The organism is Kitasatospora sp. NPDC092948 (genome assembly GCF_044754805.1).
GTDB lineage: Bacteria > Actinomycetota > Actinomycetes > Streptomycetales > Streptomycetaceae > Kitasatospora.
Window position 1 is genome coordinate 313,219 of the sequence record NZ_JBIVPU010000001.1, and the last position, 26,300, is coordinate 339,518.

At 72.7% G+C, this 26,300-nt stretch carries 22 protein-coding genes; 16 read left to right on the forward strand and 6 right to left on the reverse strand.

Features of this window, described 5'->3' with window-relative positions; all coding sequences use genetic code 11:
- Nucleotides 1-260: 260 nt before the first annotated feature.
- Entirely contained in the window at nt 261-878 is a 618-nt protein-coding gene (gene thpR / locus ACIQF6_RS01100; protein WP_400888526.1) for an RNA 2',3'-cyclic phosphodiesterase, read from the reverse strand.
- 262 nt (nt 879-1,140) lie between these two features.
- Between thpR and ACIQF6_RS01105 the strand changes: the two genes are divergently transcribed.
- The 3 genes from ACIQF6_RS01105 (at nt 1,141) to ACIQF6_RS01115 (ending at nt 6,935) form a co-directional block, all read left to right on the forward strand.
- Nucleotides 1,141-3,780 carry a glycosyl hydrolase gene (locus ACIQF6_RS01105; RefSeq protein WP_400890065.1) on the forward strand — a complete coding sequence of 880 codons (2,640 nt, stop codon included), beginning with the start codon at nt 1,141-1,143 and terminating at the stop codon, nt 3,778-3,780.
- Between the two features lie 236 nt (nt 3,781-4,016).
- Nucleotides 4,017-5,858: a glycoside hydrolase family 15 protein gene (locus tag ACIQF6_RS01110; RefSeq protein ID WP_400888528.1), complete on the forward strand. Its 1,842-nt coding sequence runs from the start codon at nt 4,017-4,019 to the stop codon at nt 5,856-5,858.
- Nucleotides 5,859-5,909: 51 nt separating this feature from the next.
- On the forward strand, nt 5,910-6,935 hold the full coding sequence (locus ACIQF6_RS01115; protein WP_400888530.1) for an alcohol dehydrogenase catalytic domain-containing protein: 1,026 nt from the start codon (nt 5,910-5,912) through the stop codon (nt 6,933-6,935).
- 5 nt (nt 6,936-6,940) lie between these two features.
- Here the strand turns inward: ACIQF6_RS01115 and ACIQF6_RS01120 are convergent, their stop codons facing one another.
- Complete coding sequence (locus ACIQF6_RS01120; protein ID WP_400888532.1) at nt 6,941-8,953, reverse strand: HAD-IIB family hydrolase; 2,013 nt, start codon at nt 8,951-8,953, stop codon at nt 6,941-6,943.
- Nucleotides 8,954-9,268: 315 nt separating this feature from the next.
- On the reverse strand, nt 9,269-10,192 hold the full coding sequence (locus tag ACIQF6_RS01125) for a carbohydrate kinase family protein (protein WP_400888534.1): 924 nt from the start codon (nt 10,190-10,192) through the stop codon (nt 9,269-9,271).
- Nucleotides 10,193-10,332: 140 nt separating this feature from the next.
- On the opposite strand from ACIQF6_RS01125, the gene ACIQF6_RS01130 reads away from it, so the two are divergent.
- The 4 genes from ACIQF6_RS01130 to ACIQF6_RS01145 all read left to right on the forward strand — a co-directional run bounded on the left by ACIQF6_RS01130 (nt 10,333) and on the right by ACIQF6_RS01145 (nt 14,697).
- The gene (locus ACIQF6_RS01130) at nt 10,333-11,067 is read left to right on the forward strand and encodes an SDR family NAD(P)-dependent oxidoreductase (RefSeq protein ID WP_400888536.1); all 735 of its coding nucleotides are present in this window, start codon (nt 10,333-10,335) and stop codon (nt 11,065-11,067) included.
- A 217-nt stretch (nt 11,068-11,284) separates the two neighbouring features.
- Entirely contained in the window at nt 11,285-12,454 is a 1,170-nt protein-coding gene (locus ACIQF6_RS01135) for a UDP-N-acetylglucosamine 2-epimerase (RefSeq protein WP_400890067.1), read from the forward strand.
- 2 nt (nt 12,455-12,456) lie between these two features.
- The gene (locus ACIQF6_RS01140) at nt 12,457-13,581 is read left to right on the forward strand and encodes a DegT/DnrJ/EryC1/StrS family aminotransferase (RefSeq protein ID WP_400888537.1); all 1,125 of its coding nucleotides are present in this window, start codon (nt 12,457-12,459) and stop codon (nt 13,579-13,581) included.
- 15 nt (nt 13,582-13,596) lie between these two features.
- The gene (locus ACIQF6_RS01145) at nt 13,597-14,697 is read left to right on the forward strand and encodes a Gfo/Idh/MocA family oxidoreductase (protein WP_400888539.1); all 1,101 of its coding nucleotides are present in this window, start codon (nt 13,597-13,599) and stop codon (nt 14,695-14,697) included.
- Here ACIQF6_RS01145 and ACIQF6_RS01150 read toward each other — a convergent pair.
- On the reverse strand, nt 14,687-15,352 hold the full coding sequence (locus ACIQF6_RS01150) for a TetR/AcrR family transcriptional regulator (protein WP_400888540.1): 666 nt from the start codon (nt 15,350-15,352) through the stop codon (nt 14,687-14,689). The two genes, ACIQF6_RS01145 and ACIQF6_RS01150, sit on opposite strands and share 11 nt — an antisense overlap.
- 78 nt (nt 15,353-15,430) lie before the next feature.
- Between ACIQF6_RS01150 and ACIQF6_RS01155 the strand changes: the two genes are divergently transcribed.
- Both ACIQF6_RS01155 and ACIQF6_RS01160 read left to right on the forward strand, forming a co-directional pair.
- Nucleotides 15,431-16,384, forward strand: coding sequence for an MBL fold metallo-hydrolase (locus ACIQF6_RS01155; protein WP_400888542.1), 954 nt, complete (start codon nt 15,431-15,433; stop codon nt 16,382-16,384).
- Nucleotides 16,381-16,965 carry a carboxymuconolactone decarboxylase family protein gene (locus ACIQF6_RS01160; RefSeq protein WP_400888544.1) on the forward strand — a complete coding sequence of 195 codons (585 nt, stop codon included), beginning with the start codon at nt 16,381-16,383 and terminating at the stop codon, nt 16,963-16,965. The genes ACIQF6_RS01155 and ACIQF6_RS01160 overlap by 4 nt, the downstream gene beginning before the upstream one ends.
- Nucleotides 16,966-17,027: 62 nt before the next feature.
- On the opposite strand, the gene ACIQF6_RS01165 is transcribed toward ACIQF6_RS01160, so the two are convergent.
- Both ACIQF6_RS01165 and ACIQF6_RS01170 read right to left on the reverse strand, forming a co-directional pair.
- Complete coding sequence (locus ACIQF6_RS01165) at nt 17,028-18,314, reverse strand: cytochrome P450 (RefSeq protein WP_400888546.1); 1,287 nt, start codon at nt 18,312-18,314, stop codon at nt 17,028-17,030.
- Between the two features lie 17 nt (nt 18,315-18,331).
- A complete protein-coding gene (locus tag ACIQF6_RS01170) occupies nt 18,332-19,687 on the reverse strand; it encodes a glutamine synthetase family protein (RefSeq protein ID WP_400888548.1) in 1,356 nt (451 codons plus the stop codon).
- Between the two features lie 315 nt (nt 19,688-20,002).
- Between ACIQF6_RS01170 and ACIQF6_RS01175 the strand changes: the two genes are divergently transcribed.
- Genes ACIQF6_RS01175 through ACIQF6_RS01205 form a run of 7 tightly spaced genes read left to right on the forward strand, consistent with a single transcriptional unit; the run spans nt 20,003 to nt 26,168 of the window.
- Nucleotides 20,003-20,191, forward strand: a complete 189-nt coding sequence (locus ACIQF6_RS01175; RefSeq protein WP_400888550.1) for a ferredoxin — start codon at nt 20,003-20,005, stop codon at nt 20,189-20,191.
- A gap of 5 nt (nt 20,192-20,196) precedes the next feature.
- Nucleotides 20,197-21,408, forward strand: coding sequence for an NAD(P)/FAD-dependent oxidoreductase (locus tag ACIQF6_RS01180; protein WP_400888551.1), 1,212 nt, complete (start codon nt 20,197-20,199; stop codon nt 21,406-21,408).
- Nucleotides 21,409-21,417: 9 nt separating this feature from the next.
- On the forward strand, nt 21,418-22,227 hold the full coding sequence (locus ACIQF6_RS01185; RefSeq protein ID WP_400888553.1) for an acetoacetate decarboxylase family protein: 810 nt from the start codon (nt 21,418-21,420) through the stop codon (nt 22,225-22,227).
- A 29-nt stretch (nt 22,228-22,256) separates the two neighbouring features.
- Nucleotides 22,257-23,720: an aldehyde dehydrogenase gene (locus ACIQF6_RS01190; protein WP_400888555.1), complete on the forward strand. Its 1,464-nt coding sequence runs from the start codon at nt 22,257-22,259 to the stop codon at nt 23,718-23,720.
- Nucleotides 23,713-24,648, forward strand: a complete 936-nt coding sequence (locus ACIQF6_RS01195; RefSeq protein ID WP_400888556.1) for a 3,4-dihydroxyphenylacetate 2,3-dioxygenase — start codon at nt 23,713-23,715, stop codon at nt 24,646-24,648. The genes ACIQF6_RS01190 and ACIQF6_RS01195 overlap by 8 nt, the downstream gene beginning before the upstream one ends.
- A gap of 13 nt (nt 24,649-24,661) precedes the next feature.
- Nucleotides 24,662-25,507 (forward strand): fumarylacetoacetate hydrolase family protein, encoded by an 846-nt coding sequence (locus ACIQF6_RS01200; RefSeq protein ID WP_400888557.1) that lies wholly within the window; start codon nt 24,662-24,664, stop codon nt 25,505-25,507.
- 28 nt (nt 25,508-25,535) lie between these two features.
- Complete coding sequence (locus tag ACIQF6_RS01205) at nt 25,536-26,168, forward strand: TetR/AcrR family transcriptional regulator (RefSeq protein ID WP_400888559.1); 633 nt, start codon at nt 25,536-25,538, stop codon at nt 26,166-26,168.
- The last annotated feature ends 132 nt before the right edge of the window (nt 26,169-26,300 follow it).

The following is a 26,300-nucleotide window of genomic DNA, read 5'->3' on the forward strand; positions in this document are numbered from 1 at the left end:
CCTAGGCAGTTGACGCGACGCGATCAGGAGCCGGTCTCTGAACGTTCGTAGAACGGAAGGCGGAGATTGTGCAGAGCAGTTGACGCACCGTCACCCGATTGATGGATGGGTGCGGAAATCCTCCGATTTGTCGGCGAGGGCGAGGGCGAGGGCGAGGGCGAGGGCGAGGGCGAGGGCGAGGGCGAGGGCGAGGGCGAGGGCGAGGGCGAGGGCGGGGTTAAGGGTGCCGTGCCTCCGTGCGGTGGGCGTGCGTCCGTCGGCTACCGGTCGGCGGGCGGGGCGCTGTCGCCGGGGTGGGTGGTGGGGGCGAGTGGCCAGGAGTCGAGGTCGCGGTAGCGGATCGGGCCGGGGCCGCGGGCGGTGTTGCTGGCGACCAGGTGGAGGCGTTCGGCCGACCACGTCCGGCCGGCGAAGTCGGCGAGGCCGGCGGCGGCCAGTGGCACGCCGGTGGGGTCCTCGCGGCGGGCGCGGGCCAGGGTCAGGTGCGGGCGCAGCGGGCGGTCGGGGAAGTCGAGCCCGTGGGATCGGATCAACTCCCGTACGTCGGTGGAGAGTCGGTGCAGCCCTTCGAGGTCTCCGGTGATGCCGCTCCACAGCGTCCGCCCGTCGAAGTGGCCGCCGCCGCGCAGGCCCAGCCGCAGGGCGGGGTGCGTGGCGGCGGCGCCGGGCAGCGCCGCGCGCAGCACCGGGGCGGCGGTGGAGGGGAGTTCGCCGAGGAAGACCAGCGTGATGTGCCAGTCCGCGATCCGGTTCCAGCGCAGCAGCGGATAGGCGGCGTAGGCGGGTTGCAGGGCGCGGGCCAGCTCGTCCTTGGCCTCGTCGGGCGGGGCCAGGGCCACGAAGAAGCGCCGGGTCGGGGGCTCGGGGTGATCGTCCACCAGGGATTTCTAGCACCCTGCCGTCGTCCGGCCGGGTCATGGTGCAGGCGGACACGCCCGTCCGGGGCGGACAGCTGACTGATGCAGCGTCAATTGCTTTGCGTGCGACACTTTTTAGGCATCCGTTATGTACGCGCTCTTCACGCTTGCGGTGCGAACCGGAAAGCTGCCACTGGTTCACCGGGCCATGCGATCGCGCGGCCCGGAACGCTCCAGGGGAGGACACCGCATCGTGCCCAACAGGCAGCGACGACGGCTACTGATGTGCGCCGTCACCATCACCGCGCTCGGACTGACCACCGCCCAGGCCGTCGCGGCGCCCACGCCCGCGCAGCGCCCCTGGCAGGCCCGCCACCTGGCGGACCTCGGCCGGTCGCCCGCACAGCAGGCCAAGGCCGGGGCGGCCGCGGCCCGGGCCGGCGGCGAGGACGGGTCGGACGAGGCGGAGAACTCCGCCGAGGCCACCGAGCAGTTCACCGAGGCCCGCACCGCGCCCGGCCTGGTCGCCCCGGGCGCGTACAGCGCGGCCTGGGCGCAGCTCCAGTCGCTGCCGCACACCGTCGGTTCCTGGACCCACGTCACCGACAAGCCGTACAACTCCGACGACCCGCGCTACCGGGACACCGACTCCAACTCCGGTGCGGGCGCCGGAAACGTCACCGGCCGGGTGACCGGAATCGCCGCCGACGACGCCGGCAACGTGTACGCGGGCGGGGCCAACGGCGGTGTCTACCGCTCCCGTTCGGGCGGCGGCCACTGGCAGGCGATCTCCGACAGGCTGCCCTCGCTGTCCACCGGCGCGCTGAGCCTCGACGGCTCGGGCCGGCTCTGGTACGCCACCGGCGAGGCGAACACCGGCGGCACCGCGTACGTGGGCACCGGCGTGTACGTCCTCGCCGACCCCGAGCACGGCGAGTTCCGGCCCGGCGACCGGATCGGCGGCACCGAGCTGGAGTCGACCGTCATCCACGCCCTGCGGTTCAACGGCGACAAGGTGTGGGCGGCGACCAGCCGCGGCGTGTGGACGCACTCCACCACCGACCTGTCCGGGCCCTGGAAGCTGGAGTTCGCGCCCAACCCGACATTCCTGCCCGGCGGCGCCGACGCCAAGGCGGACAACGCCCCGTACAAGAACATCGCCAACGACATCGCGTTCGACCCGAAGGACCCGTCGAAGGTGGTGCTGGCGTTCGGCTGGCGCAGCGGCGACGCCTACAACGGCTTCTACAGCCGGGCCGCGGACGGGAGTTGGCAGCGGCTGAGCTCGCTCGGCGACCTGCCGACCGACGCCGCCGACGTCGGCAACGTCACCTTCGAACGGTCCAAGGACGGCTCGCGCTACTACGCCGTCGACGAGTCGCCGACCAAGCTGGCGAGCGACCCGGACACCAACCTGCAGGGCGTGTACGTCTCCAAGTCCGGCTCGCCGCTGGGCCCGTGGACCCTCGTCGCGGACTCGGACAAGCTCAAGGACTCCGGCTCCGCACAGCAGGACGACTACTACCACCCGGGCATCCAGTCCTGGTACAACCAGTTCCTCCAGGTCGACCCGAACGACGCCGACCACGTCTACCTGGGGCTCGAAGAGGTCTACGAGAGCCGCAACGGCGGCGCCGACTGGACCACCCCGGGCCCGTACTGGAACTTCTACTTCCCGTGCTGGGACATCGACCCGGCCAAGCGGACCTGCTCGCAGACCCCGCACTCCGACCAGCACGCCGTCGCCCTCGGCAGCTACCAGGGCCGGACCACCGTGTACGTCGGCAACGACGGCGGCATCTACAGCCGCCCGCTGAACGGCAGGGCGGACTCCCTCGGCCACGCCACCGACTGGACCTCGCTCAACGACGGCACCATGGACACCCTCCAGTACTACTCGGTGGGCGTGGGCAAGGACCCGGCCGACCGCTCGGGCAAGGGCGTCATCGTCAGCGGCGGCCTCCAGGACAACGGCCAGTCGATCCTGCGGGCCCACGACAAGGTGATGGGCTCCAACTTCGGCGGCGACGGCGGCGACAGCATCGTCGACCCGAACAACGGCTGCAACATCGCCGCCGAGTACGCCTACCTGGAGATGCGCGCCACCCAGAACTGCGCCGTCAACGACGGCTCCTGGGAGGACGACCCGTCCAAGGCCACCACCTACGACATCGCCCCGCCGGACAACGACACCCACGCCGCCCGGTTCATCGCGCCGATCGCCGCCGACGTGAAGAACGCCAACACCTGGGTGGCCGGCGGCCAGCACGTCTGGGTGCAGAGCAAGGGCTTCGCGATCCGCAGCAGCGACGAGTGGAACGCCGCCTACGACCTCGGCGCCGGCCACGTGGCCACCGCCGTCGCCTCCTCCGGCGGCACCGTGTACGCCGGCTGGTGCGGCCCCTGCAACAACCAGGGCTTCACCCGCGGCATCGCGGTCGGCAACGCCGACGGCACCGGCTGGCACCAGCTGAACCTGCCCGTCGACGGCACCCTGCCCAACCGGTACGTCTCCTCCTTCGCCGTCGACCCGGCGAACGCCAAGCACGTCCTGGTCACCTTCAGCGGCTTCTCCCGGGCCTGGACCGAGGGTCCCGGCGCGGGCATCGGCCACGTCTTCGAGAGCCGTGACGGCGGCGCCACCTGGACGGACATCTCGGCCAACCTGCCCGACGTCCCGACCAACACGCTGCGCCTGCTGCCGAACGGCGGCCTCGCCCTCGGCACCGACCTGGCCGCGTTCTACCGCGCGCCCGGCCGGAAGAACTGGAAGGTGATCGGCGACGGTCTGCCCACCACCACGGTGATGCAGCTCCGGACCGGCCCCGACGGCCTGCTCTACGCCGGCACCCACGGCCGCGGCATCTGGTCGTACGACCTCGACCGGCTCGGCAGCGGCGAAGGGGACGACAACCAGCAGTGACCTTCTGACACTCTCGGCAACGGTGCCCGGCCCCGCTCACCCGAGCAGGCCGGGCACCGGCGTTCCCGGCGGCCCAGGAGCCCCCGGCGTTCCCGGCGTTCCCGGCGTTCCCGGCGTTCCCGGCGGGTTCGGAGCGGTCGGAGCGTTCGGCGTGTTCGGCACTCGCGCGGGCCTCGATCTAGCATGAAACAGAAGGTTCGGCTCGATGCCCCGCACCGATCGGGTGAGGAGGCCGCATGGGACGGCCAGGCAGCACTGGCGGATTCGACCGGCTCGGCGGTTACCGGTACCTGCCGATCTCCGAGCACGGCCTGATCGGCGACCTGCGGACCGCCGCGCTGGTCGCGACGGACGGCACCATCGACTGGTACTGCTGCCCGCGCTTCGACGCGCCGAGCATGTTCGCGGCCGTGCTGGACGCGGACCGCGGCGGCCGCTTCGAACTGGCGGCGGACGCGCCGTCCCGGACCAGGCAGTTCTACTTCCCCGACACCAACGTGCTGATCACGCGGTTCTTCGCGGCCGACGGCGTGGCGGAGATCCAGGACTTCATGCCGGTCGTCGACGAGTCGCGCGAAGCGGACCGGCACCGGCTGATCCGCCGCGTGGTCAGCGTCCGCGGGACGCTGCCGTTCCGGGCGACGATCGCCCCGCGCTTCGGCTACGGACAGGAGCCGCACACCGTCGAACTCGTCGACGGCCACGCGGTGTTCCACTCTCCGTCGCTCGACGTCGCACTCACCGCGACCGTGCCCGTCGAGACCGACGGACAGGACGTGACCTCGCACTTCAAACTGCTGGAGGGCGAATCCGCGGTGTTCGCCCTGGACCGGGTGAACGACGAGATCGGCCCACGCGCCTGCCCCCGCCGGGAGGCGGAGCAGGAATTCGAGGCCACCGTCCGGTTCTGGCGGCGCTGGCTGTCCCAGTCGCGGTACCACGGCCGGTGGCGGGAGATGGTGCACCGCTCCGCCCTGCTGCTGAAACTGCTCACCTACGCGCCCACCGGCGCGATCGTCGCCGCCCCGACCACCAGCCTGCCCGAGCAGATCGGCGGCGAGCGCAACTGGGACTACCGCTACGTCTGGGTCCGCGACGCCGCGTTCTGCATCTACGCGCTGCTCCGCCTCGGCTTCACCTCGGAGGCCGACGCGTTCATGGGCTTCCTCTCCGAGAACGGGATCATGCGCGGCACCGGGGACGAAGGACCGCTGCAGATCATGTACGGCATCGACGGCCGCCACGACCTGCCCGAGATCGAACTGCCGCATTTCGAAGGCCACTTGGGGTCGTCCCCGGTGCGGGTGGGGAACGCGGCCACCGGGCAGCTCCAGCTGGACATCTACGGCGCGCTGATCGACTCCGTCTACCTGTACGACAAGTGGGGCCAGCCGATCAGCAGCGCGCACTGGGACGAGGTCGGCGGGGTGGTCGACTGGCTCTGCGAACACTGGGACCAGCCCGACGAAGGGGTCTGGGAGACCCGCGCGGGCCGGCGCAACTTCGTGTACTCGCGGCTGATGTGCTGGGTCGCCCTCGAACGGGCGATCCGGATGGCGAACCGGCGCGGCCTGCCCGCCGACCTGCCCCGCTGGCAGCAGGCCCGCGACGCGATCTACCGGCAGATCATGGCCCGCGGCTGGTCGGGCGAACGCGGCACCTTCGTCCAGGACCTCGACGGCACGGTTCTCGACGCGTCGCTGCTGATGATGCCGATGGCCAAGTTCGTCTCACCCACCGACCCCAAGTGGCTCTCCACCCTCGACGCCCTCACCTCGGACCTGGTCTCCGACTCCCTCGTCTACCGCTACGACCCCGCGGCCAGCCCCGACGGCATGCGCGGCGCCGAGGGCACCTTCTCCATCTGCTCCTTCTGGTACGTCGAAGCCCTCGCCCGGGCCGGCCGCCTGGAAGAAGCCCGGCTGGCCTTCGAGAAGATGCTCACCTACGCCAACCACGTCGGCCTGTTCGCCGAGGAGATCGGCCGCACCGGCGAACAACTCGGCAACTTCCCCCAGGCGTTCACCCACCTCTCGCTGATCAGCGCCGCCTTCAACCTCGACCGCGCCCTCGGCTGACGGCGCGGCCCTCCTCCGAATCACCGTCACCTCACCCTGGAGCGCAGAGACATGGGCATGTACCGCGTCATGCAGGCGACCGCCCCGAACGGCACGTTGGAGTCGGCCGAGCGGGAGGTGCCACGGCCGGGGCGGCGGCAGGTGAGGATCGGGGTGGAGGCCTGCGGGGTCTGCCACAGCGATGCGCTCTTCCTGAGCGGGGCGCTGCCCGGGGTCTCGTTCCCCGAGGTGGCAGGGCATGAAATCGCCGGCCGGGTCGAGGAGTTGGGGGAGGAAGCGGCGGACTACGGATGGCAGGTGGGGGACCGGGTGACGGTCGGGTGGTTCGGCGGCAGCTGCGGGCACTGCCTGGCCTGCCGGGAGGGCGACTTCATCGTCTGCCCGAACCTGAAAGTACCGGGCTGGGCGTACGACGGCGGGTTCGCCGAGAAGGTGGTCGCGCCGGTGGACGCGTTGGCCCGGATTCCCGATGCGCTGACGGCGGCCGAGGCCGCGCCGATGTCCTGCGCGGGGGTGACGGTCTTCAACGGCATGCGGCGCGGCTCCGCCCGGCCCGGGGACCTGGTCGCGGTGCTCGGCCTCGGCGGGCTCGGGCACCTCGGGGTGCAGTTCGCCGCCGCGATGGGCTACGAGACGGTGGCGATCGCCCGCGGTCGGGAGAAGGCCGCGTTCGCCGAGAAGCTCGGCGCCCACCACTACGTCGACAGCACCTCCGACACCCCCGTCGCCGAAGCGCTGCAAGCCCTCGGCGGGGCCCGCATGGTGCTGGCGACGGCCGCCAACGCCGACGCCATGACCGCCACCGTGGACGGCCTTGCCCCGCGCGGCGAACTGGTCGTCATCGGCGCGGACGTCACCCCGCTCGCCGTCACCCCGGCCCAGCTCCTGATGGCGGGCCGGAAGCTCCGCGGCCACCCCTCCGGCACCGCACAGGACGTGCAGGACACCATGGAGTTCAGCGTCCTGCACGGCATCCGCCCGATGATCGAGACCCTCCCGCTGTCCCGCGCCGACGAGGCCTACCACAAGATGCTCGACGGCCGGGCCCGCTTCCGGATGGTCCTCACCACCGGCTGACGCTCTCAACTGCGGTGCGGCGCCTGCCGGATGGCGGCGATGACGCGGGTGGCCCAGTCGACCGGGCGGTCGTGGGGGAGGAGGGCGGAGAGGCGGGCCATGCGGGTGCGGCGTTCGGCGGGGGTGGTGGTGAGGGCTTCGGCGAGGCGGGCGGTGAGGTCCTCGGGGGAGCGCGGGTCGGTGAGGAGGGCCGCGTCGGCGAACTCGGCCGCGGCGCCGGTGTGACGGGAGAGCACCAGGACGCCCGGCCGGGGGAGGGCGGACCGGGCGGCGATGAACTCCTTGGCCGTCAGGTTCATTCCGTCCTGGAGCGACGTCACCCAGAACACGTCGGCCGCCAGGTACTCGTCGACCACCTCGGCGAACGTGAGGCTGTCCGGGCGGTACTCGATGGGCTGCCAACTCGGCCGACACCAACGGGTGTTGACGTCGGCGATGCGCTGTTCGAGCAGGCGGCGGGTGGTGTCGTACGCGGTGATGCCCGGTTCGGGCGGCGGGCAGATCAGCCGGAAGGTCACCCGGCCGCGCAGGTCGGGGCGGGCGGTGAGCAGGCGGTCCAGGGCGTCGACCTTCTGGACGGGGGCCTTGGCGTAGTCGAGTCGTTCGACGGACAGCACCAACTGACCGACTGCCGGTCGGGGCGCGGGAGTTCGGGTGCGGGCGAGGGCTTCGACGGCCGGGCGGTCGATGCCGAGGGGGTGGACGCCGGTGCGGGGCGGGGACGGCAGCGACCGGCGGAAGTGCGCGGCGAAGGCCGCGGTGTGGAAGCCCGCCCAGTCGAGTCGGGTGAGGGAGGCGCGCAGTTCGGCGGCGACCGGGAGGGCGGCGAAGACCTCCGGTGCGGGGAACGGCGTGTGGTGGAACAGGCCGATGCGCAGGTCGGGCCGGGCGTCGCGGAGGAGTCCCGGGACCAGCCAGAGGTTGTAGTCGTGCAGCCACACGGTCGCGCCGGGCGCGGCGCGGGCCGCGAGGTGGTCGGCGAAGCGGGCGTTGACGGCGCGGTAGGCGGACCAGGAGTGCGGGTCGAAGACCGAGCGTTCCGGTTCGGACATCAGCACCGGCCAGAGCGTTTCCTTGCAGGCCCGGTGGAAGTAGCCGCTCCACTGCTCGGCGCTCACCGGCACCGCGGAGAGCGGCGGTTCCTCGTCCGGGCGCCCGGTCGTGGCGGCCACCCAGAGCCCGGGTAAGCCGTCGGCGAAGGCGCTGGTCAGGGTGGGCAGGATGCCGTTGGGGCTGGCGGGCGGCCGGTGCCGCGGCGGCGGGCGGTGGTAGCCGACGACGAGCGCGTGCCGGGAGGCGTCGCGGGCCACCCAGCCCAGGGCCTGAAGCGCCGTCAGGATGCCTGCCGCACCCGGCCGGCCCGGTCGGTGCACCAGTGGGTCGGCGCCCACTGCGGTGTCGAACGCGGGTTCCGCGCCGCCCACGACCACCCCGTGCGCGCCGAGCCGGAACAGCGACAGGTCGTTGAGCGAGTCCCCGGCCACCAGGATCGACTCGGCCGGCCAGGACAGCTTCTCCGCCAGCGCGCGCAGGGCGCCGCCCTTGGACGCCTCGGCCGGCAGCACGTCGAAGTACCGCTCCCCGGAGTACACCCACGTCAGGCCCAACTCCTCGACGGCCGAGACGAGTTCGTCGGTCAGCAGGTCCGGGTCCAGGAAGTACGAGCAGCGGCCGTCCTGCGGCACCCCGTGCTGGTACCGCAGCGCCGGAAACCGCGACAGCGCGGCGCGCACCCGCGACGGCCCAGGCCAGCCCGCGCGCAACTGCCCCTGGAGGGGTTCGACGGGGGAGAAGTCGACGCCGTCGAGGAGGGTGGCGCCGACGTCGGCGATGATCCAGCGGGGACGCGGGATGAGCGGGTCGCGCAGCACGTCCCGGACCGATTCCGGCCCCCGGCCGGTGGCGAAGACCACCGTCACTTCGGGGTGGCGGTCCAGCGCCTCCCGCAGCCGCAGCCGGTCCTCGGCGTCGCCGCCGAGCAGGGTGCCGTCCAGATCCGTGACCAGAATCCTCGACATTCGACGGACGCTAACACGACAACCCGATGTGGTGAAGAGGTCACCCGAGGATGCCCAGGCCGACGCGTCGGCCGTCGACGAGGTCCGCTGCGCGGAGGGCGACGTCGGAGCCCGGGGCGGTGGTGGGGCGGAGCCGCAAGGGGGGGGTGGCGAGGTTCGTGACGGGGGTGATTCGCGGTCGGGGCTGGCCTTGCGGGTTGCGGGAGTCGTGTCAGCCGGTCGGTGAGGTGCGCTGCGCGGTGGGCCGGGTCGGAGCTCGGGGCGACGCTCGGGCGGCATCGGGCGGCGGGCGGCGTGGTGCGGAGTGGGCGATGGTCAGGGGAGTCGTGTCAGCCAGTCGGCGAGGTCCGCTGCGTGGAGGGCGGCGTCGGAGCCCGGGGCGGTGACGGCGGCGGAGCCGCAGGCGGAGGCGATGGCCAGGCAGGTGGGCAGGTCGTGGCCGGTCAGTAGGGCGTGGACGAGGCCGGCGTTGAAGCAGTCGCCGGCCGCTGTGGTGTCGACGGGGTGGACGGGGACGGCGGGGACGGCGTGGCGGCGGCCGTCGTGGAGGGCGATCGCGCCGTCCGCGCCGCGCTTGACCACCACGGTCGGTACCAGCGCGGCGAGTTCGGCGAGGGCGTCGTGCGGATCGGCGGCGCCGGTCAGGCGGAGGGCTTCGGCGGTGTTCGGGGTGAAGACGTCGACCTCGGCGAGGATGCGGCGCACCGCCGGGTCGGCTAGGGAGGCCGGTACGTCGTGGCAGTCCATCACCACCAGGGCGCCGACTCGGCGGGCGGTTCGGACGGCCTCCAAGGTGGCCTCGTCCCAAAGGAGTTGGGGAAGCATCAGGGCGCGCGGCCGGTGGCGGTGCAGCAGCGGCGCGAGCGGGGGCGCCGCCACCTGGTCCTGGTAGCTGACCATCGCCCGGTCGTCCGGCCCGGAGAGGGCGACCGTCAGGCTCCGCACCGGCGAGGGGTGGTGGCGGAACGCCCGCTCGTCCAGGCCCTCCGTCCGGGCCGCCGACAGCACCTCGGCGCTGAAGACGTCCGTGCCGAAGTCGGCGCTCCACAGGGCCCGGCGGCCGAGCCGGTGGACGGCCATGGCCAGGGTGTACGCGCCGCCCGGCACCAGCGCGAAGCCGGCGGCGAACACCTCGCCGCCGGGCTCGACGGGCCGGGGCAGCCCGTGGAACACCAGGTCCGCGAAGTAGGGCCCCGCGACCAGGACTTCGCAGTCGCGCTCGATGCCGTCGGTCTCCATCGGGGGAGCATACGGTCGGCGCGGTCGGCCGGGGGACGCCAATCGGGCCATCTTCGATCGTCCACGGGCGGGTTCCGGCCGCCCCCGGCGGTGCCGGAGGCAGCATGGCCCTGCACGTACCCGAGGACGGAGGAGCAGGGATGCCGGAGGCCGCGAGCGCGCTGGTGCTGGGTTCGTCGCGGGGGATCGGTGCGGCCACGGCGCGGGCGCTGGACGCGCAGGGCTGCCGGGTGGTGCTGCACGGGCGGACGCCGAGCGCGGGGCTGGCGGAGCTCGGGCGGGAGCTGGGAGCGCCGACGGTGGCGTTCGACCTGGCGGACGCGGCGGCCGTGCGGCAGGGGGTCGCGGACGCGGTGGCCGCGCACGGGCTGCCCCGGGTGGTGGTGTTCAGCGCGGGCGTGAACCGGGTGGTGGCGTTCGAGGAGGCGTCGCGCGCGGACGTCGCGGACGCGTTCGCGGTGAACGTGTGGGGTGCGGTCGGGGTGCTTCAGGAGCTGCTGCCGAAGATGGTCGCGCAGGGTGGCGGGGCGGTGGTGCTGGTGTCGTCGATCCGCGGCGTCGACGGCCTGGCCAGCGACCGGACGGTGTTCTACTCCATGGCCAAGGCGGCGCTCGGCAACCTGACCGTGTCGCTGGCCAAGCGCTACGCGCCGACGGTGCGGGTGAACGCCGTCGCTCCGGGCTTCACCGTCACCGACATGGTCGCGACGTGGAACGACGGTGCCTGGCGGCAGGCGCGCGGCAACCTGCTGGGCCGTCCCGCGGAGCCGGCGGAGATCGCGTCGGCGGTGGCGTTCCTGGCCTCGGACGCGGCCCGGCACATCACCGGCCAGACCCTGGTCGTCGACGGGGGTTACGGCCTGGCCGGCAAGTAGAGCGCCGGGGGTTTCACTCGAACGAGTGGCGGCGGCGTGGCCGCGCCCGCACCGGCACGGCCGGAAGAGGCGGTGCGGGGCCCGAGGCCGGCGGGCCCGGCGGGGCCGGGCGGCCGATCGGCGCAACCGTCGGCCCGGCCCGCGCGGGCCGAACCTAGGCTCCTCGGTAGCTCGACGAACAGCCCCACCAGGGCTGCGAGGAAGGCAGGTGGGAGACATGGACACCGGCCCGACGATCACCGTCTACCTGGGCGCACGGCCCAACACCCCCAAGGTCTGGACGTTCCAGCAGGCGGTCGGCAAGATGCGCACGCCAGGCGCCGCCTGGTCGTACGTGCACACCGGCCAGCACTTCGACCCGCGGCTCGGCCAGGGCCTCTGCGACGAGCTCGACCTGCGGGTCGACCGGTGGCTGCGCTGCGGCGACGCCGCCAGTGACGCCGAGCAGCTCGGCCGGCTCTGCACCCTGGTCGAACGCGACCTCGACCAGCACCCGGCCCAGGCCGTGGTGGTGGTCGGCGACGTCAACTCCACCGTCGCCGCCGCCCTGGTCGCCGCCCGCCGGGGCACCCCCGTGATCCACCTGGAGGCGGGCCTGCGCTCGCCCGACCGCACACCCGAGGAGGCCAACCGCCGCATCGTCACCTCCTGCACCGAGCACCACCTCGCCACCACCGCCGAGGCCGTGGACGCCCTGCACGGCGAGGGCATACCGGCCGAGCGGGTGCACTTCGTCGGCAACCCGATGGCCGAGTGCCACCTCGCGCACCACGACCCCGACCAGGACGCCACGACCCTGGAGAGCCTCGGCCTCACCCGCGGCGGCTACGTGCTGGCGACACTGCACAAGCCGGCCGCGCTCAGCCACCCCAAGCCGGTGCTGGACGTGCTGCGCGACCTCTCCGCGCACGGCCTGCCGCCAGTGCTGCCGCTGCACCCGCGGGCCGCTGGGCACCTGGCCGACCACGGGCTGCTCGACCGTAGCCTGAGTGAACGGGTGCTGCCGCCGCAGCCGTACCTGGCCTTCGGGGCGCTGCTGCGCAACTGCGCGTTCGTGGTGACGGACTCCGACGGCGTCCAGGAGGAGGCCGCCGCCGCGAAGGTCGCCTGCCTGGCGACGGTGCCCGGCAGCGCCCGCGAAGTCACCCGGGCCTGCGGCAGCACACACTTCGCCGACAGCTGGCTGCACCTGCCCACCCGGGACATCCTCGCGCTGGCCGCCGGCCGGCCCACCCGGCGGCCCGAGCGCTGGGACTCCCGGGTCAGCGACCGCATCGCCGCCGCCCTCGACGGCATCCTCCCGGCGCTGCCGCACCGCGGCGTCCACCCCCGCGCGGAGCGCCTGGGCCACCGGTCCGCGTCGGAGACCTCTCGGACGGAGAGCTGACCATGAGCAGAGTCCTGAAGGTGCCGTTCACCGGCGCCGACCGCGAATTCGACGACATCGGACCGGAGATGATGGCGGCGATCGAGAACGTGTTCCGCTCCGGGGTGGTGATGAACGGCGAGTCCGTCCAGCGCCTGGAACAGACCCTGGCGGACCTGTCCGGCCGCCGCCACGCCCGGCTGGTCAACTCGGGCACCGACGCCGTGTACTTCGCCCTGGTCGCGGCCGGCATCGGCCCGGGCGACGAGGTGCTGGTCGGCGACATCTCGTTCGTCGCGACCCTGCACGCGATCGTCCGGACCGGCGCCACCCCGGTGTTCGTCGACGTCACCGACGAAGGCACCATCGACCTCGACCTCGCCGAGGAGGCCGTCGGGCCGCGCACCAGGGCACTGGTGATGGTGCAGCTGTACGGGCGGATGGCCGAGCCCGACCCGGTGGAGAAGTTCGCCCGGGCGCACGGCCTGGCGCTGGTCGAGGACGCGGCGCAGTCACTGGGCGCCGAAGTGTCCGGGCGGCGCAGCGGCACGCTGGGGCTGGCCGGCTGCCACAGCTTCGACGCGATGAAGGTCATTCCCGCGCCGGGGACGGGCGGGGTGGTGCTGACGGACGATCCGCAGGTCGCCCGGAGCGTCGAGCAGCTCCGCCGCTGGGGGTTCGAGCAGGGCACGGCGGGGCCGGTGGTGCGGCTGGGGCACAACTCGCAGATGTCCTCGCTGACCGCCGCCGTCCTCGAGGTCAAACTCGCCCAGGAGGAACGGTGGTTGAAGCAGCGCCGGGCGACCGCCTCGACCTACTCGGCGGGCCTCGGCGACCTCGGGTGCGGACTGCCGGAGCACGGCTCGCTGCGCGAGAACATCTTCCACAAGTACGTGCTGCGCACCCCGAAGCGCGACGAGCTGGCCGCCGCGCTGAAGGCCGCCGGCGTCGAGACGCTGGTGCACTACCCGTACGCGCTGCACGAACTGCCGTTCCTGGCACGGCATCCGCACCGGGTGGTCGGCGACGGCCGGGCGAAGAAGCACGCCCGTGAGGTGATCTCGCTGCCGATCCACCCGTACCTCACCGACGAGGAGATCGACCACGTCGTGACCAGCACCCGCGCGGCGCTCGCGGCGGCCGACTGAGGAGGCGGGAAGACCATGACCACAACGGACTTCGACGGGCCCGTCCGCTACCAGTTCGAGTACGAGGACCCGATCCGCTGCGCCTTCATCGGCGCGGGCGGGCACTCCTACCGGAACGTCTACCCGTCGTTCCAGTACGCCCCGGTCGACCTGCGGGCGATCTGCGACCTCGACGGCGACCGGGCGGCCAAGTACGCGCGGATCTTCGGCGCCGCCCACGCCTACACCGACCACCGGGAGATGCTGGAACGGGAGCGGCCGACCGCGGTGTTCATCGTGACGGCGTACGACCCGGACGGGAGGCTCCAGGCCGTCGACCTGGCACTCGACTGCCTGGCCGCGGGGGCGCACGTCTGGATGGAGAAGCCCACCGCGACGTCCAGCGCCGAGGTGGAGCTGCTCCAGGACGCGGCACGGCGGGCCGGGCGCGTCGTGGTGACGGGCATGAAGACGGTGTTCTCGCCGGCGATGACCAGGGTGAAGGAGATCGTCTCCGGGGCGGAGTTCGGCGGGCCGTCGTCGATCTCGGTCCGCTATCCGCTGTCGATGCCGGCGTTCGAGCGGCGCACCGACCTGGTGGAGATGAACTGGTTCCTCGACTGCATCTTCCATCCGGCCGCCGTGCTGCTCCACCTGATGGGCCCGCTGGACCGGATCAGCCACGAGTGGGAGGAGCGCACCGGGGCCAGCGTCACCGTGATGCGGTTCGAGTCCGGCGCGATCGGGACCATGCACCTCACCGCCGGGGAGTCGCCGAGCAGCCCGTCCAGCCGGGTGGAGGTCATCGGCGACAACGCCAACGTGCTGGTGGAGAACGGGAATTCGGTCACCTACTACCGGCCGACGCCGCCCCGCGCGTACGGCCGCACCGGGTCGTACCTGGTGCCGACGGAGAGCGCGCCGCTGCACTGGGAGCCCGAGTACACGTACGGGCAGCTGTACAACAAGAACCTCTTCTACCTGGGGTACGTCGACGAGATCAGGTATTTCTGCGACTGCGTGCTGAACGGCACGTCCCCCGAACTCGGGTCGCTCGACCAGGCGTTCCACATCCTGCAGCTGTTCGAGGCCTACCGCCGGTCCGAGCCGGGGACGTGGACGACGGTCAAGGTGTAGCGGCGAAGCCCCGGACGGCCAGCTCGGCCTTGGTGCGCAGCATCCGAGCCAGCGGGAAGCCGTCGTCGGCGCCCTCCAGCCAGCGCTGGAGGGTGCCGATGTAGCTGTCGAAGAGCATCTCGGCGGCCACCGCGACGTCCAGGTCCGGGGCGAGTCGGCCGGCGTCCCGGGCCAGCGTCAGCAGGGTGGCGAGGGCCGGGGGCGGCGGCGCGCCGGGGAGGAAGCCGCGCACCAGGACCCCGGCGGTGTACAGGGCGCGGGCCACGGCGCGTTCGCGGTCGTCGAAGTCGGCCATGGACTCGAAGAGTTCGGTCAGGCGCAGCAGCGGCGGCCGGTCGGGGTCGGCGGCGGTGTCGGCGGCGAGCGCGTCGAGGCGGTCGCGGCGGGCCTGCACCCAGGCGGTGACCAGGTCCTCCTTGCGCGGGAAGTGGTTGAAGACGGTCTGCCGGCCCAGGTCGGCCCGCTCGGCGATCAGGTCGTAGGTGGTCGCCTCGTAGCCGCGCTCGACGATCAGGTCGATGGCTGCGGTGAGGATCCGGTCCCGGGTCTCGCGCTTGCGGCGTTCCCGGCGATCGGGCTGGGCGGTCTCGGGTCGGACGGTGGTCCCGGGGCGGGCGGTCTCGGGCTGGGCGGTCTCGGGTTGGGCGGTCGTCATGCCGGGAGTGTACTTGACCACCAAAGTGTACCTGGGTATAGCTTTGGATCTGAGTCCACATCAGGAGGGGGTTCAACCATGGCAGTTCCGTTCGCCTTCGGCTGGCAGCAGGTCGCCGAGGCCACCCATGCCTATCTCCAGCCCGACGGATCGTGGGGGTGGAGCAACGCCGGCCTGGTGGTCGGCGACGACGGCAGCGCGCTGCTCGTCGACACGCTGTTCACCGTTCCGCAGACCCGGCGGATGCTGCTGGAGGCCCGCCGGGTGCTGCCCGGCGTACAGATCACCACGCTGGTGAACACCCACAGCGACGGCGACCACTGGTGGGGCAACCAGCTGCTCGCCGTGCGCGAGATCGTCGCCTCCGCCGCGGCCGCCGAGGCGATGCGCCGCGACGAGTTCTCCGCGCTGTTCGCCCGGATCGGCGGCGATCCCGCGCTGTGGGGGCAACTGCCGCCGGTGGCACGGAAGATGGCGGAGACCTTCGACTTCGCCGGGATCGTCCCGACGCCGCCGACCCGGACCTTCAGCGGCGAGCTGGAGCTCGCCGTCGGCAGCCGGACGGTGCGCCTGATCGAGGTCGGGCCCGCCCACACCGCGGGCGACGTGCTGGTGCACGTGCCGGACGCGGACACCCTGTTCGCCGGGGACATCCTGTTCGTCGGCGGCCACCCGGTGATCCACACCGGTCCGATCGAGGGCTGGATCGCCGCCCTGGACGTGATCCTGGCGCTCGGCGTGGCCACCGTCGTCCCCGGCCACGGCCCGGTGGTCGGCCCGGCCGAGGTCCGCCGCCAGCGCGACTACCTGCTGCGGGTCCGCGACCACGCCACCGCCGCGTACGCCCTCGGCCAGGCCGCGCTGGAGGCGGCCGGCACGTTCGACACCACCGACTTCGCCGACCTCGACGACGCCGAGCGCCTGGTGCTGAACATCGGCGCCGTCCACCGCGAACTCAGCGGCGACGGCACCCCGGACGAACTCGGCCTGATGGGCTGCATGCACCGCTACCACGAGCAGGTGCGGCCGTGACCGCCCCGCAGCCGCCCCGCATCGCGCCGCTGGAGCCGGCCCGGATCCGCGACCTCGTGGCCCGTCAATTCCCGGACGCCGAACAGCTGTTGACCGCTGCCGGCCTCGACGGGAGGCCGATCCTCAACGTGCTGGCCACCCTCGCCGCCGACCCCACCCTGCTGGCCGCGCTCTTTCCGCTGCTGGACCGCCTCGGCCGCGGCACCCTGCCCGACCGCGACCGGGAGACGGTCGTCCTGCGGGTGGCCTGGCGCACCCGCTCCGCCTACGAGTGGGCGCACCACGCCCGGTTCGCCGACGAACTCGGCCTGACCGGCGAGGACCGCGCCCGGATCGCCGAGGGCCCGGACGCCGACGGCCACACCGACCGCACCCGTACGCTGCTGCGCGCCGTCGACGAACTGCACCGCGACGCGGCGCTCGGCGACGACACCTGGCGCGCGCTCGGCGACAGCTGGACCGAGCCGCAGATCCTCGAACTGCTCACCCTGGTCGGCCTCTACACCCTGGTCGCCTACGTGCTGAACTCCTGCCGGGTGCCGCTCGACTCCTGGCTCCCGGACCCCGAACCGCTGCCGTAGCAGCCGCCGATGCCGTGCTTCCCGCCCCAACGGCGGGAAGCACGGCCGGAGACGACGGGCCGTCAGGCGAGGGTGACCGAGACGGGCAGCTTCTTGATGCCGTTGACGAAGTTGGAGCGGACCCGGGGGACGTCGCCGGCCAGCTCGATCGAGGCCAGGCGGGGGATCAGCTCCTCGAACATGATGCGGATCTCGGTGCGGGCCAGCAGGTTGCCCAGGCACAGGTGCGGGCTGCCCTTGCCGAAGGTGATGTGGTCGTTGTCCTTGCGGGTGACGTCGAAGTCGTAGGGGTTGCCGAAGACCTCCTCGTCGCGGTTGCCGGAGGCGAACCACATGACGACCTTGTCGCCCTCCTTGATGTTCTTGCCGCCGACCTCGACGTCCCGGGTCGCGGTCCGGCGGAAGTGGTAGACGGGGGACGCCCAGCGCAGGAACTCCTCGACCGCGGCGGGGATCAGCGACGGGTCCTGCTGGAGGCGGGCGAGCTGCTCGGGGTGCTGGAGCAGAGCCAGCATGGAGTGGCTGATGGTGTGCCGGGTGGTCTCGTTGCCGGCCACGACCAGCAGCAGGAAGTAGTTGTCGAAGTCCTGCGCGGACAGCGGCACGCCGTCCTTCGGCACCTCGTTGACCAGGCGGGAGATCAGGTCGGTGCCGGTGCCGCCGCGGCGCTGCGCGGCGAGTTCGCGGCCGTAGGCGAAGACCTCCAGCGAGGCGGGGGAGCGGAACGGCAGGTCGCGGTACTTCTCGCTCTCCGCGCTGTGCAGCAGGACGTCCGCGTAGTCGGGGTCGGTGTTGCCGATGATCCGGTTGCCCCAGTCGATCAGCTGCTGGTTGTCCTCCGGCGGGACGTCCAGCAGCCGGGCCAGCACGTTGATCGGGAAGTCGGCGGAGACCTCCTTCACGAAGTCGAAGGTGCCCTTGGCGAGCGCCGCGTCCAGCGTGGTGGCGGTCAGGCCGCGCAGGAAGTCCGCGTAGCTGTTGATCACGCTCGCGCCGAACTGGCGCTGGAGCAGGCTGCGCAGGGCGCGGTGGCGGACGCCGTCGAGCTCCAGGATGGAGGCGCGCTTCTTGATCTGGTCGTCGTCCACCTCCTCCAGGTTGACGAACCGGGCGGAGGTGAAGGTCTCGGCGTCGCGGTCGACGCGGGCGATGTCGGCGTGCTTGGTGAGCGCCCAGAAGCCGGAGTTGGGGGCCTCCTCCTCCTGCCAGTGCACCGGGTCCTGCTGGCGCAGGGTGTGGAACATCCGGTACGGGGTGACGCCGTCGGTGAAGTTGTCGAGATCGGCCAGGTTCACCTGGTCCAGCGGCATCGGCTCGGGCACGGCACCGGAAACGGCAGCGGTGGTCATGGGAATCGCTCCTCGGCTTACAGGTGGTAGGCGTACTCGGTGAACTCCCAGTCGGTGACGTGCCGATGGAAGCGGGCGACCTCGTCGCGCTTGTACGAGAGGTAGGCGGTGGTGAAGTCCTTGCCGAGCACCTCGGTCAGCGCGGTGTCGGCCTCCAGCGCGTCGAGCGCGTCGGGCAGCGACTGCGGCAGGATCGGGGACTTGGCGGGGTCGTAGCCGTAGCCCTCCAGCGGGGCGGGCGGCTCGTCGCCGGCGATCACGCCGAGCAGGGCCGCCGCGACGGTGCCGGCGATCAGCAGGTAGGGGTTGGCGCTGGCGTCGCCGAGGCGCAGCTCGAAGCGGGAGCCGGCGCCGCGCTCCGGCGGGATGCGGACCATGGCGCTGCGGTTGTCCAGGCCCCAGTCGATCAGCCAGGGGGCGAGGGTGTCGGGGCCGAAGCGCTTGTAGGAGTTGATCGTCGGGTTGGAGAGCGCGGCGAGCGCGGGGGCGTGCGCGAGGATGCCGGCCACCGCGTGGCGGGCGGTGGCGCTCAGGCCGTACGGCGCGGCCGGGTCGTCGAACAGGTTGCCGCCGTCCTCGTCGGTGCAGGACAGGTGCAGGTGGAAGCCGGAGCCGCCGGCGCCCAGGAACGGCTTGGCCATGAAGGTGGCCAACCGGCCTTCCTTGCGGGCCAGTTCCTTGACGGCGGCCTTGAAGCGGAAGGCCCGGTCGGCGGCCGACATGGCGTCGGAGTGGGTCAGGTTGATCTCGAACTGGCCGCCGTCGAACTCGTGGTTGCCGCTGGTGACGTCGATGTCCAGGTCGCGCAGCAGGCGCAGGGTGCGCAGCAGGTGGTTGTCGCCGTCGGCGCGCAGGCCCGCGGTGTAGACGACGCCCGCGGCGTCGCTGTAGCGGCGCCAGCCCCGGGCGGTGCCGGGGTCCTCCTCGCACAGGTAGTACTCCAGCTCCGGTCCGACGATCGGGTGCAGGCCCACCTGGCGGGCCTTCTCGACGACGGCGCGCAGCAGGTCGCGGGGCGACTCGGGGGCGGGGCGTCCGGTGGCCGGGTCGGTGACGTCGCCGAGGCAGCTGGCGACGCCGGGCTCCCACGGCAGCGGGGTGAGGGTGTCCAGGTCGGGGCGGACGCTGATGTCGGGCAGGCCGGCGTCCAGGCCGCCGGGGACGGCGACCACGTCGCCCTGCGGGCTGGTGTGGTAGACGGCGCGGCAGAACGCCAGGCCGTGGGAGGTGGCCGAGGGCAGGTGGTCCAGCAGCACGTCCCGGGCCCGTTCGGTGCCGATCAGGTCGGGATAGGTCACCCGGACCACGTCGATGCCCTGGGCGGCCAGCCGCTCCATGTGGTGGCGGACGGGCGGGGTGTCGGATGCGCTCACCGGTGTCTCCTGTGGGGAAGTGTGGGGCGCCGCCCAGGGTGCGCGGGGGTACGGCTGCTCGACGTGCCGAGACCGGGGCGCGCGGCCCTGGGGGGTGGGGGAGCGGCGGCGTCAGGACTGCGGCCAGCCGCAGGAACCGCCCGCTGTTGGTGGCCAACCGTAGAGACGCAGGTCACCGGCCCGCAAGGGGTCGGACACAGAAATTTATCCATCCGTATAGCTATTGACCCGGGGTCGACCGGTTCCTATGTTGTTTGACGCCAAATGACTTTCCCGGCGCCCCCTCAGCCCCACCCACCCCCAGGAGGACCGGCCATGCAGGTCGTCGTCGACATGAACAAGTGCCAGGACCACGGCCAGTGCGTCTTCGCCGCCCCCGACGTCTTCTCCTTCGACGAAACCGGCCGCCTGGCGTACGTCGCCGACCCCGACGAGACGCTGCGCGCCGACGTCGAGGAAGCCGCCGACGTCTGCCCGCTGCAGGCCATCCGGATCGAAGGCTGACCCCGGTGAACGCCGCACCCGTTGTGGTCGCCGGCGCCTCCATGGCCGGCCTGCGCACCGCCGAACAGCTGCGCGCCGCCGGCTGGACCGGCCCGATCACCCTCGTCGGGGACGAACCCCACGCGCCGTACAACCGGCCCCCGCTGTCCAAGGAGGTCCTGGCCGGCAAGGCGTCCTTCGAGTCGCTGGCCTTCCGCCCCCGGGCCGCCGTCGCCGACGTCGAATGGCGCCTCGGCACCTCGGTGGTCCGCGCCGACCTCGACCGCCGGACCGTCGGACTCTCCGACGGCTCCGAGCTGGCCTACGCCGCGCTGGTCGCCGCCACCGGCATGCGCTCGCGCCGCCTGCGCTGCCCCGGCCCCACCGCCGGACGACACACCGTCCGCACCCTGGACGACGCCCAGGCGCTGCGCGACGCCCTGACCGTCCCCGGCGTGCGCGTCGTGGTGGTCGGCGCCGGCTTCATCGGGTGCGAGGTCGCCGCCACCGCCGTCGCCCTCGGCGCCGCCGAGGTCACCGTGGTCGACCCGCTGCCGCTGCCGATGGCAGGGCCCCTCGGCGACTTGCTCGGCGGTGCGCTGAAGCGCCGTCACGAACAGCGCGGCGTCCGCTTCGCGCTCGGCTGCGGCGTCACCGGCTTCGAGGGCGAGGAGCACGTCACCGGCGTGGCGCTCGCCGACGGCCGGGTGCTGCCCGCGGACGTGGTGGTGGAGTCGGTCGGCTCGGTCGCCAACACCGAATGGCTCGACGGCAACGGCCTCGACCTCACCGACGGCGTCCTCACCGACCGGCACCTGCGGGTCGGCGGCCGGCCCGAGGTGGTCGCCGTCGGCGACGTCGCCCGCTTCCCCAACGCCCGCTACGACGGCGTCCCCCGCCGCGTCGAGCACTGGTCGATCCCCACCGACAGCGCCAAGCACGCCGCCAAGGTGCTCGTCGCGCACCTCACCGGCGCCGAGCCGGACCTCGACGCGTTCGCGCCGCTGCCGACCTTCTGGAGCGACCAGCACGACTTCCGCCTCCAGTCCTTCGGCGCCCCCGCCCTCGGCCGCGACGACGTGCGCGTCCTGGACGGCGACCTCGACGGGGACGTCCTGGTCGGCTACCACCACGGCGGCCGCCTGGTCGGCGTCGTGGCCCTCGGCGGCCAGCAGGCCGCGGCCGCCGCCGCCCGCCACCGCGCCGAGCTGCTCCAGCAGCCCTCCCTCACCGCGTAAGGAATCCAAGTGGCCGATGTCCGTGGGTACTTCCACCCCAAGACCGCGACGGGCAACTCGTCGCTGATCCCCTCCCCGCCGTGGCGCTACTCCGGCGACCTGCTCACCATCGAGTACCGCACCGACCCGGAGCGGGTGCGCGAACTGCTGCCCGCGCCGCTGGAGCTCGCCGACGAGGACCCCGGCGCGGTCGCGCTGATCTGGGCCGACTGGCAGTCCTGCTCCGCCTCCGGGCAGGAACTGCTCGACCCGGTGCTCGCCCAGTACAAGGAGGCCTTCGCGGTCGTCCGCTGCAAGTTCCAGGGCCAGACCTACTCGCGCTGCGTGTACATCTGGGTCGACAAGGACTTCGCGATCGCCCGCGGTCTGCACCAGGGCTACCCGAAGAAGCTCGGCTCGATCCACCAGACCCGCCCCCACCCCTACGGCCCCGCGCCGCGGATCGAGGCCGGCGCCCGGTTCGGCGCCACCCTCGCCGCCGCCGACCGGCGCCTCGCCCAGGCCGTCGTCACGCTGCGCGAGCCGTCCGAGAGCAACGGCTTCGTCAACGGCCACCCGATGGCGCACCACCGCTGGCTGCCCTCCGTCGAGAAGGGCCAGGGCCTCGCCCTGGACGAGCTGATCGCCACCGGCGCCGCCTCCTTCGAGGCCGGACCGGCCTGGGTCGGCGACGCCGACCTGGAGCTGTTCGAGTCGCCCACCGAGGAACTCGCCCGGCTGGAGATCCGCGAACCCATCGCCGCCTACTACCGGCAGGTCGGCGTGGTCTGGGACGGCGGCCGGCTGCTCGCCTCCAACACCACCACCGTGTCCGCGTAACTCCCCTGCACCACAAGGAATCTGACGACATGACCGGACACCTCACCACCGTCGCCGGGGTCCCCGTCGACACCCGGCACTGGATCGGCGGCGAACGCGTCGCCTCCGCCGAGACCTTCACCGACGTCTCGCCGATCGACGGCGGCGTGCTCGGCGAGATCGCCCGCGGCACCGCCGCCGAGGCGCACGCCGCCGTCGCCGCCGCCAAGGCCGCCTTCCCCGGCTGGGCCGCCACCCCGCGCGCCGAACGCGCCCGGCTGCTGCACGCCGTCGCCGACGGCGTCGAGCGGCGACTGGAGGACCTCGCGGTCGTGGAGACCGCCGACAACGGCGCGCTGCTGCGCTCGCACCGGCGCGGCGTCATGCCCCGGGTCGCCCACAACTTCCGGTTCTTCGCCGACTGGCTGCTCACCCTCGACCACGAGGACTTCGACACCCGCGGCCACACCAACCACGTCAGCTGGGACCCGGCCGGCCCGTGCGTGCTGATCACGCCGTGGAACGCGCCGCTGATGCTGGCCACCTGGAAGATCGCCCCCGCGCTGGCCGCCGGCAACACCGTCGTCCTCAAGCCCGCCGAGTGGACGCCGATGACGGCCTCGCTGCTCGCCGACATCGCCGCCGAGGCCGGGCTGCCCGCCGGCGTGTTCAACGTCGTGCAGGGCCTCGGCTCGGAGATCGGCGACGCGCTGACCTCGCACCCCGACGTGCGCCGGATCAGCTTCACCGGCTCCGTCCCCACCGCCAAGCACATCGCCGCCTCGGCCGCCGCCCAGCTCACCCCGCTCAGCCTCGAACTCGGCGGCAAGTCCCCGCTGCTGGTGTTCGCCGACGCCGACCTCGACCTGGCCGTCGAACTCGCCGTCGAGCAGTACGACAACGCCGGGCAGGTCTGCCTGGCCGCCACCCGGCTGCTGGTCGAGGAGTCCGTCGCCGAGGAGTTCACCCGCCGGCTCGTCGAGAAGGCCGCGCAGCTCGCGCAGGGCGACCCGCGCGACCTGTCCACCGACATCGGCCCGAACATCCACGAGCGCCAGCTGGAGAAGATCGACGGCTTCGTGCAGCGCGCGATCGCCGCCGGCGCCCGCGCCGTCATCGGCGGCCACCGCCTGGCCGGCCGGTTCTACGCCCCGACGCTGCTCGCCGACGTCGCCCAGGACTCGGAGATCGTCCAGGAGGAGGTCTTCGGCCCCGTCCTGACCCTCCAGACCTTCCGCGACGAGGCGGAGGCCGTCCGGCTCGCCAACGACACCCGGTTCGGCCTGGCCGCCACCCTCGCCACCGGCTCGCGCGAGCGCGCCGAGCGCGTCACCGGGCAGCTGGTCGCCGGCACCGTCTGGGTCAACTGCTTCTTCGTCCGCGACCTCCAGGCCCCGTTCGGCGGCTCCCGGCACTCCGGCGTCGGCCGCGAGGGCGGCACCTGGAGCTTCGACTTCTACTGCGACCTCAAGAACACCGTCACCGCGCCGAAGGGATGGCAGGAGAATGGGTGAGATCGTCGGGGCGGGCCTGCTCGCCCACGTCCCCACCGTGGTGCTCCCCGAGGAGATCCGGCGGGAGCTGAACGAGGGCAGGGAGATCACCCTCGTCACCGGCCTCCAGCAGCTGCGCCGGGAGGTGTTCGAGCGCGACGACTACGACACCGTCGTGGTGCTGGACTCGCACTGGGCGACCACCGTCGAGTTCGTGGTCAGCGCGCAGCAGCGCCGGGCCGGGCTGTTCACCTCCGAGGAACTGCCGCGCGGCATGTGCCGGATGCCGTACGACTTCGCCGGGGACCCCGAACTCGCGCACAACATCGGGAAGTTCGCCGACAAGCACGGCACCTGGATCACCCCGATCGACGACCCGTACCTGCCGATCTTCTACGCCACCGTCAACCTGTGGAAGTACCTCGGCGAGGGCCTGCCGGACAAGCGCTGGGTGACCATCGGCGTCTGCCAGACCGGCGACGCCGAGGACCACCTGCGGCTCGGCCGCGCGCTGGCCGACGGCATCGCCGCCACCCCCGGCCGCCGGGTGATCGTGATCGCCTCCGGCGCGCTGTCGCACACCTTCTGGCCGCTGCGCGAGCTGCGCAAGCACGAGTCCAGCGACCCGGTGCACATCTTCACCCCCGAGGCGCGGGCCGCCGACGAGCAGCGGATCGCCTGGTTCAAGGAAGGGCGGCACGACCGGGTGCTCGACACCATGGACGAGTTCGGGCAGTACAAGCCCGAGGCCAGGTTCGCCCACTACCTGATGATGGCCGGCGCCCTCGGCGAGCAGGCCTGCACCGCCAAGGCCCGCCAGTACGGCGAGTACGAGAACTCGATCGGCACCGGGCAGGTGCACCTCTGGTTCGACCGGCCGGACGACGGCTGGACCGGCAGCGGCCTGCCCGACGAGAACGCCCCCCGCAATCCCCACCGCCTCGCCTAGAAAGGCCCCCACCGTGCCCGAGTACCGCCGCATCCTCCTCGACGGCGCCGTCGTCGAGACCGTCCGCGACGGGGACGACCTGGTCGCCGGCGACGGCCGCCGGGTCGCCGTCGCCGACGCGCAGCACCTGCCGCCCGTGGTGCCGTCCAAGGTGATCGCCGTCCACCTCAACCACCGCAGCCGGGTGGACGAGTTCCAGATCGGCCTGCCCGACACCCCCACCTACTTCCACAAGCCGACCTCCTCGCTGAACTCGCACGGCGGCGCGATCGTCCGCCCCGAGGGCTGCAAGTGGCTCAACTACGAGGGCGAGGTGGCGATCGTCATCGGGAGGACCGCGCGCAACATCTCCCCCGAGGAGGCGGGCGACTACATCGCGGGCTACACCGTCGCCAACGACTACGGCCTGCACGACTTCCGGGACACCGACGCCGGCTCGATGCTGCGCGTCAAGGGTGCCGACACGCTGTGCCCGCTCGGCCCCGGCCTGGTCACCGACTGGGACTTCCGCGGCAAGCAGCTGCGCACCTACGTCAACGGCGAGGTGGTCCAGGACGGCTCCACCGACGAGATGACCTGGGACATGCACTACCTGGTCGCCGACATCGCCCGCACCATCACGCTGTACCCCGGCGACGTGCTGCTCTCCGGCACCCCCGCCAACTCCCGTCCGGTGCATCCGGGTGACGTCGTCGAGGTGGAGGTCGAGGGCCTCGGCCGGCTCACCAACCACATCGTCACCGGCCCGACGGCGATCCGCACCGACGTGGGCGCGCAGCCCACCGAGTCGGAAGAGGTGCTGTCCACCGCGCTCGGCGGGGACTGGGAGTTCCGCGGCATCCGCCCGCCGAAGCGCTGAACCGGTGCCTCCCGGTAGGGTCACGGCCATGACCGACCCCAAGCCCACCACCCGCAAGCGCGTGAAGAACTACGGGACGGGCCGCACCGCGCTGCTGGAGGCGGCGGTGCGGGTGGTGGCCCGGGGCGGCCTGCGCAACCTCACCTACCGGGCCGTCGCGGAGGAGGCCGGGGTCACCCACGGCCTGGTCGTCCACCACTTCGGCTCACGGGACGCGCTGATCGAGGAGGCGGTGGCGCACGCCATCCGCTCCTCGATCAGCTCCAGCGCGCTGGAGGCCGGCGCGGACGGCCCGGCGGAATTCGCCACCGGCCTGGTCGACATGGTCGAGGCCGGGCCCGAACTCCAGGTGTTCCAGTACGAGTTGATGCTGGAGGCACGCCGCCGGCCGGAGCTGCTGGCGCACCTGCGCGGGCTGTACGAGGAGTACTTCGAGGCCAGCCGGCGCGAGCTGGGCCGGATTCTGCCCGGCCCGGTGAGCCCCGGCCTGTCCCGGCTGGTGTTCGCCGCGCTGGAGGGCCTGGTGCTGCACCAGCTGGTGTTCGGCGAGCGGGCGGCGACGGAGGACGCGCTGGCCGAACTCCGGGCGCTGCTGGCGGGGTTGGCGTCGCCCGTTGCCCCTGCTGACTCGGGGTCGGACTCGGGGTCTGACTTGCGCTGACCTGCGCGCCTGCTGCCCGTCGTCTCGTTCAAACCGTTACCGCGCGAGCGGCGTCAAACCCTTGCCAAACGGATCGCCTGCCTCCACGATGAGGCAACTCGTTTGACCTGAAACGATTCCCCCACTTCGATC

Coding starts and splice junctions, on each gene's coding strand:
- ACIQF6_RS01125 (WP_400888534.1), bottom strand. CDS start 10,192: ATGGAGACCGACGGCATCGAGCGCGACTGCGAAGTCCTGGTCGCGGGG.
- ACIQF6_RS01190 (WP_400888555.1), top strand. CDS start 22,257: ATGACCGGACACCTCACCACCGTCGCCGGGGTCCCCGTCGACACCCGG.
- ACIQF6_RS01155 (WP_400888542.1), top strand. CDS start 15,431: ATGGCAGTTCCGTTCGCCTTCGGCTGGCAGCAGGTCGCCGAGGCCACC.
- ACIQF6_RS01175 (WP_400888550.1), top strand. CDS start 20,003: ATGCAGGTCGTCGTCGACATGAACAAGTGCCAGGACCACGGCCAGTGC.
- ACIQF6_RS01150 (WP_400888540.1), bottom strand. CDS start 15,352: ATGACGACCGCCCAACCCGAGACCGCCCAGCCCGAGACCGCCCGCCCC.
- ACIQF6_RS01205 (WP_400888559.1), top strand. CDS start 25,536: ATGACCGACCCCAAGCCCACCACCCGCAAGCGCGTGAAGAACTACGGG.
- ACIQF6_RS01165 (WP_400888546.1), bottom strand. CDS start 18,314: ATGACCACCGCTGCCGTTTCCGGTGCCGTGCCCGAGCCGATGCCGCTG.
- ACIQF6_RS01105 (WP_400890065.1), top strand. CDS start 1,141: ATGTGCGCCGTCACCATCACCGCGCTCGGACTGACCACCGCCCAGGCC.
- ACIQF6_RS01145 (WP_400888539.1), top strand. CDS start 13,597: ATGACCACAACGGACTTCGACGGGCCCGTCCGCTACCAGTTCGAGTAC.
- ACIQF6_RS01115 (WP_400888530.1), top strand. CDS start 5,910: ATGGGCATGTACCGCGTCATGCAGGCGACCGCCCCGAACGGCACGTTG.
- ACIQF6_RS01195 (WP_400888556.1), top strand. CDS start 23,713: ATGGGTGAGATCGTCGGGGCGGGCCTGCTCGCCCACGTCCCCACCGTG.
- ACIQF6_RS01130 (WP_400888536.1), top strand. CDS start 10,333: ATGCCGGAGGCCGCGAGCGCGCTGGTGCTGGGTTCGTCGCGGGGGATC.
- ACIQF6_RS01120 (WP_400888532.1), bottom strand. CDS start 8,953: ATGTCGAGGATTCTGGTCACGGATCTGGACGGCACCCTGCTCGGCGGC.
- ACIQF6_RS01140 (WP_400888537.1), top strand. CDS start 12,457: ATGAGCAGAGTCCTGAAGGTGCCGTTCACCGGCGCCGACCGCGAATTC.
- ACIQF6_RS01135 (WP_400890067.1), top strand. CDS start 11,285: ATGGACACCGGCCCGACGATCACCGTCTACCTGGGCGCACGGCCCAAC.
- ACIQF6_RS01110 (WP_400888528.1), top strand. CDS start 4,017: ATGGGACGGCCAGGCAGCACTGGCGGATTCGACCGGCTCGGCGGTTAC.